6 protein-coding genes are annotated in these 5,911 nt (G+C 33.5%); all 6 read left to right on the forward strand.

Features of this window, described 5'->3' with window-relative positions:
• Nucleotides 1-436 precede the first annotated feature (436 nt).
• Nucleotides 437-1,189 (forward strand): SDR family oxidoreductase, encoded by a 753-nt coding sequence (locus tag ENL20_09275; protein HHE38748.1) that lies wholly within the window; start codon nt 437-439, stop codon nt 1,187-1,189.
• Nucleotides 1,186-2,262, forward strand: coding sequence for a hypothetical protein (locus ENL20_09280; protein ID HHE38749.1), 1,077 nt, complete (start codon nt 1,186-1,188; stop codon nt 2,260-2,262). Before ENL20_09275 ends, ENL20_09280 begins: the two co-directional genes overlap by 4 nt.
• Nucleotides 2,263-2,532: 270 nt before the next feature.
• Complete coding sequence (locus tag ENL20_09285) at nt 2,533-2,718, forward strand: hypothetical protein (GenBank protein HHE38750.1); 186 nt, start codon at nt 2,533-2,535, stop codon at nt 2,716-2,718.
• A gap of 387 nt (nt 2,719-3,105) precedes the next feature.
• On the forward strand, nt 3,106-3,855 hold the full coding sequence (locus ENL20_09290; protein ID HHE38751.1) for a DUF3108 domain-containing protein: 750 nt from the start codon (nt 3,106-3,108) through the stop codon (nt 3,853-3,855).
• A complete protein-coding gene (gene queA, locus ENL20_09295) occupies nt 3,842-4,864 on the forward strand; it encodes a tRNA preQ1(34) S-adenosylmethionine ribosyltransferase-isomerase QueA (GenBank protein HHE38752.1) in 1,023 nt (340 codons plus the stop codon). The genes ENL20_09290 and queA overlap by 14 nt, the downstream gene beginning before the upstream one ends.
• Nucleotides 4,865-5,030: 166 nt before the next feature.
• Entirely contained in the window at nt 5,031-5,780 is a 750-nt protein-coding gene (locus ENL20_09300) for a biotin--[acetyl-CoA-carboxylase] ligase (protein HHE38753.1), read from the forward strand.
• The last annotated feature ends 131 nt before the right edge of the window (nt 5,781-5,911 follow it).

Here is a 5,911-nt window from a genome sequence, read left to right on the forward strand (position 1 = left end):
AAATCAGCAACGAATCCATCTTCGTTAAAACTCCGAGGAGACAAGCAAAACTAATAAACGAACAACAAAAATATATAATAACTGAAGATTTCTAATCTTGTTAGAAAAGCAAGAGAATATCAAAATTTTAGAATTTATGCAAGAATGATCAAGAAGAATATCTTAAATTCCTCAGAAGAGATGCAAAAAGAAAGTTCGGAATGACATTTTAAGTGAGGGAAAAGGAGAATGGAAACAGGAAACCGGACGAATGTAACTCAAACAATCCTGTTTGAGAAAGATTGTATGTAACATAAACATCTTGTTTGTGAAATTAAATAGATTGATTAAATAACCTCAAAGCAGAGCTATGAGTTACAAAACACAATCAAGATTGATTGTAATACAAAAAATCTGTTAGTGATTGTTCGTTTTTTCGCTGTTAAAAAGAAGGAAAATGAAAAATAAAGCAATAATCATAACCGGAGCAAACGGCAATGTCGGATCATACTTTGCCCGGCAATACTTAAAATTAGATGAGAATCTGATCCTGATAATTCATAAAAATGAACAAAGGATCAGCGAATTAAAGAAGGATTTTCCTAAAAAAATAAAGATTATTCAAACCGATCTACAAGAACTATCCAAACTGGAGCAGGATCTTTCTTTTATTATAAAAAAGACAAATTGGCAACCGGACAGACTTGTTCATACTGCAACGATCCACAGTTATGATTTCCAACCTTTGGTTAAAACCGATCCCGAACTCTGGAAAAAGATCATAAATATAAATTTAGTGGGAACATTCAATATCCTCAAAAGTGTATTACCGTATTTCAAAAAACAGAAATACGGAAAGATCGTTCTCTTCGGTTCAAATGTAACCCGGATCGGACTACCAAAAGGTTCTGCATATTCTGCTTCCAAAGCCGGAATTGCCAATATTTCCCGAACTCTTGCAACTGAAGAAGCGGGAAGTAATATCATTATCAACACGGTTTCTCCCGGACCGATAAAGATCGATGACAGCCATTTTTCCGAAAGCTACCGTAAGTTCAGGGAACAGTATTATTCTGTAAAAATCAGGGAAATTCCTTTAAAAAGATGCGCATCTTTTGGAGATATTTTCGGACTCTGTAAATTCCTTCTTTCTGAAGAAAATTCTTACATAACGGGTGAAGAATTTTTTGTAACAGGTGGAAAATTGTGAGATATTTTCTGATAATTGTTTCCGTTTCCATATTCTTCAATTCTCTTTTTTCTCATGAAAAAAAAGAGAAGAATCTGGCATATTATCCAACTGTTTCCTTTTCCAGCGAAACCGGAACTGTTTTTGGCGGAATGATCTATTACCGGAATAATTCCGATACTCTGAAAAACAGCCTTAAACCAAACTCCCTTTATTTAGTTGGAGAATACAGCGTAAAAAAACAACTCTCAATAAATTTCAAACCTAACCTGATCTTTAATAACGGAAGAACAGATATATTATTTGATTTTAAATACAAAAAATGGCCGGATTCTTTTTATGGATTAGGAAATGACATCAACCTTGATTCATTCGAAAAATATACTCCGGAAACTTTTAAAATCCTTTTTGATCTCAAAAGGCAGATCAGGAAATTCTGGTTCACTTCTTTCCTTTATGAATACGAAAAAAATCAAATTACAAAATCAGATGAGAATGGAATTTTGATCCGGAAGATCATTCCCGGAAGCGAATCTCATCATATTTCAGGCATTGGAATGGCAATAATCAATGATTCCAGAGATAATTTTAATTATCCTCAAAAAGGAAGGTTTTATTCTTTTTCAGTGAAATTTTTCCATGAGAATTTTGGCAGTAATTATAATTTTATCGAATACAAAACCGATTTCAGAAATTATTTTTCTTTAGATGAAAAACAGGTTTTAGCTTTCCAGACACTCTTTTCATACATTCGGAATGTAACTCCTTTTCAGAAAATGGCACATCTCGGAAAAGAAATGAGAGGCTACGAATCAGAGCAGTTTATCGATAATAATTTGTTGATGACCAGAGGTGAATACCGAATATTCCCCTGGGAAACAGGTTTGAAAAGTAGATTTGGTTTTGTTACTTTTATTGAACTTGGTCAGGTTTTTTCTAACTTTAAGGATTTGAATAAATCGAATTTGAAACATACTCTGGGCATTGGTTTGAGATTCTCATTATTCGCAGATGAAAAGTTTAATATCCGCTTTGATTTTGGGATCAGCAAAGAGACCAACAGCATTGCAATACAATCGCTGGAGGAATTTTAGAGACAAAAATACGAAAAAGGATAAAATTTTATTTAAGGATTAAAGATGCAATTCCATGAAAAATATCAGGAACAGCTTTTCAATATCGAATCATCGATCATACAATGTTATCGCCAAGACGAGAATATTTCTGATTATGATGTGATCGATGCTTTGGAAGTTCTTATTTCCGACTTTCGGGCAAGGTAAATTAATAAAGAAGCAAAACCGAATCGTTTGCAGGAGAGATCAACTGAAATTCATAATCTTCTTACCATCGTTTGTGATTGGATGATGAATGAAGAAATTCAAAAACCTGATTCTTGTGAATGGTTAAGACCAAAAAGAGATTCAAAAAAAATAGATGAAATCATCACAATGTTAAAGTATATAAAAAGATCAGTGGATAAATGGAATAAAAAAGGTGGAAGACAGGGTTATCTGAAACTTATCGAACCGTTTATAATTACAAAATAAAAGTGGATAACTTAAGTTTGACCTTGAAAACGGTTTCCTTCAGAGTAATTCTTTCAATGAATCTTTTCAACGGTTGGAGATGATGATCCGCTCAAATTTAACCATTGAAAAAGTTCAGTAATCTCCTGAGGAGATTTTAGAAGATAATGCTCAAAAACTTTTAAGGATTTTAAAGGATAAGTCTACTCTAAAAAAGGCAATAATTTGGAATATGTATGAAACTTTGCACGAAATTTGGAAACTGATGAATCGGTTAATGACCTCTATCTTCTTATTAACCACCAGCTTAAGCTGGTGGTTAATGAAACAGGAAAAAGTATTAACCGTTTTAACGGTTTCTAATTTTATTGAATTTGACCTTTTTAGAGTGGTCTCAAAGGATAAAATTTGAAAAAAATAATCATTTTAATCATATTACTGTTTTCTCTAAATGCTTTTGCCTTTCAAATCGGAGAAAAACTGACCTTCAAGATAAAATACGGAATGATCACAGCAGGTGAAGCAACTCTTGAAATAAATGAAACCGTTTACCATGATTCGATCGAGTGTTATTACATCAAATCTCTGGCAAAAACGAATTCTTTTTTTGATAAAATTTATAAGGTCAGAGATAAGATCGAATCTATCTGGGATAAGAAAAAACTCGTTTCCTACAGGTTTGAGAAAAATCTGCGGGAAGGTTCTTATCGTCAGCGGAGAATTCATCTTTATTACCCGGAACAGAATTTAAGTTATTATTTGAATTATGCTCGCAGACAGAAAAAATTCAAAGAAAAGAAAATGGAAATTCCGGAAAATACGCAGGATATTTTAAGTGCTTTTTACTGGTTCAGGAATCAGGATTTAAAAGTTGGTGATCGATTCACGATCAATGTTACTGCTGATGGTTTTAATTATCCGGCGGATGTAATTGTTCACAGGAAAGAAAAGATCAAGACAATTTTCGGTAAAATAGATTGTTTCGTCGTTGAGCCAATTTTAGAAGGAGAAGCGATCTTCAAACAAACTGCAAAAATTTACATCTGGCTTACAGCAGACGAGTACAAAATCCCGGTCAAATTGCAGAGTAAGATCATTTTCGGAAGTTTCAAAGCGATCCTGAAAGATGCGGAAAATGTGCCCTATAAAAAAAAGTAGTTATTATTACGAACTTCCTCCTGAATTGATCGCTCAATTTCCTTTAAAAAACAGATCGGAATCAAGACTTCTTTTTCTTAATAAAAAAACCGGTCGAGTTGAGCATCATAAATTTTCCAAAATCATCGATTTTCTGCAACCTTCGGATATTCTTGTTTTAAATAAAACCAAAGTTATTCCTGCTCGTTTATTTGGAAGAAAGGCAACCGGAGCAAAAGTCGAAATTTTTCTTTTGAATCAAAAATCTGAAAATATCTGGGAATGTCTGGTCAAACCCGGGAAACGACTTCCTGAAAACACAACTGTTGAATTTAATGAAAATCTCAAATGTAAAATCCTGAAAAAAACAGAAGGAGGAAATCGGATAGTAGAGTTTGAAAAGCAAGGAAATTTCTGGAATATTTTGGAACAGATCGGAAAAATGCCTCTTCCTCCCTACATCAAAAGAGGATCCATCGAAAAAGATAAAGAAACTTACCAGACAGTTTATGCTCAAGAAAAAGGTTCGGTTGCAGCTCCAACTGCGGGTTTGCATTTCACGGAAGAACTTCTGAAAAAGATCAGGCAAAAAGGAATTGAAATTTTTGAAGTCATTCTACATGTTGGTTTGGGAACTTTCCGACCCGTGAAAACAGAAAATATCGATGAACACAAGATGCACAGTGAACATTGCCGAATTTCTAAAGAAACTGCTAATAAGATCAATAAAGCAAAGAAGGAAAAAAGAAGGATCATTGCAGTTGGAACGACGACCACCAGAACTCTGGAAAGTTTTGCGGAAAATGGAGTTTTAAGATCCGGTTCACATTGGACGGATATATTCATCTATCCTGGAAAGAAAATTCAGATCATCGATGGTTTGATCACGAATTTTCACATGCCGGAATCAACCCTGTTAATGCTGGTTTCTGCTTTTGCCGGATATGAAAATATTATGAATGCTTACAAAATTGCAGTTCGGGAAAAATATCGTTTTTTCAGTTATGGTGATGCGATGTTGATCCTTTAACTGCTAAGACGCAAAGAAATAGTGTTTGTTCTTAAATTGCATTTGGGAACATAATTGATTAGGAATTTTTAATTAAAGAAATGCTTGAACATATAAAAATCAAAGTAAAACTTTTCAGAAATAACATTCCCAAATAGAATTTGGGAATGAGAAAAGCACCAAGAATATGAAAAATTTCAAACACCCTTTATTCGATGAAGTTAAATACTTCGAGAAAATAAACAGCACTAATAAAAAAGCAGATCAATTGATCAAATCTAAGCAGATTTCAGGAAACTTCCTTTTGATTGCAAAAAACCAATCCAGAGGAATCGGCAGAAAGGATAATTCCTGGTTTTCTCCAGAAGGAGGAATCTGGATAACTGCCGGACTTTACGGTCTTGATGTCCAATCCAACCTGACAATCTTTACCGGGATCTGCATTCATAAAGCACTTCTGAAATTATTTTCAAAAATGCAGAATGACCTGAAAATCAAATGGTCAAACGATCTTTATCTGAATGAGAAAAAACTTTGTGGGATTTTATCCAGTCATCTTCCGGCTTTTAAGTATCATCTGATCGGGATCGGAATTAATACCAATTTTTCAGAATTTCCAACAAAACTTTCCAATCTATCAATTTCTATCAAACAATATCTAAAAACCGATATTGATAATTCCAACCTTGTTAAAACCATTTTCGATATTTTCAGTTCCAATCTGCCGGAATTTATCGAAGGAAAACTCCAGATAGAATATTTCAATGAATATTCACTTCTGACTGGGAAAAAAATTGAACTCGATACGGATTTCGATAAATTCTCCGGGATATGCAAAGGAATCAATAAGAAAGGTGCAATTCTGATCGAATTGAAAAAGGGAATGATCCAGCCTTTTTTTGCGGGAACGGTGATTAATTTTCTTGACATGAATTAACCTGAAAATTGCTTTAAAAATATGAAAAATAGAAATAAAATATTGCAAGATCTTAAAACCAAATTGAAATTAAGGTTTGGTAACGATGTATCCAAAATAATTTTGTTCGGTTCTCGCGCTAATGGTAATTC

This window comes from Candidatus Cloacimonadota bacterium, from assembly GCA_011372345.1.
In the GTDB taxonomy this organism is placed as follows: Bacteria; Cloacimonadota; Cloacimonadia; order Cloacimonadales; family TCS61; genus DRTC01.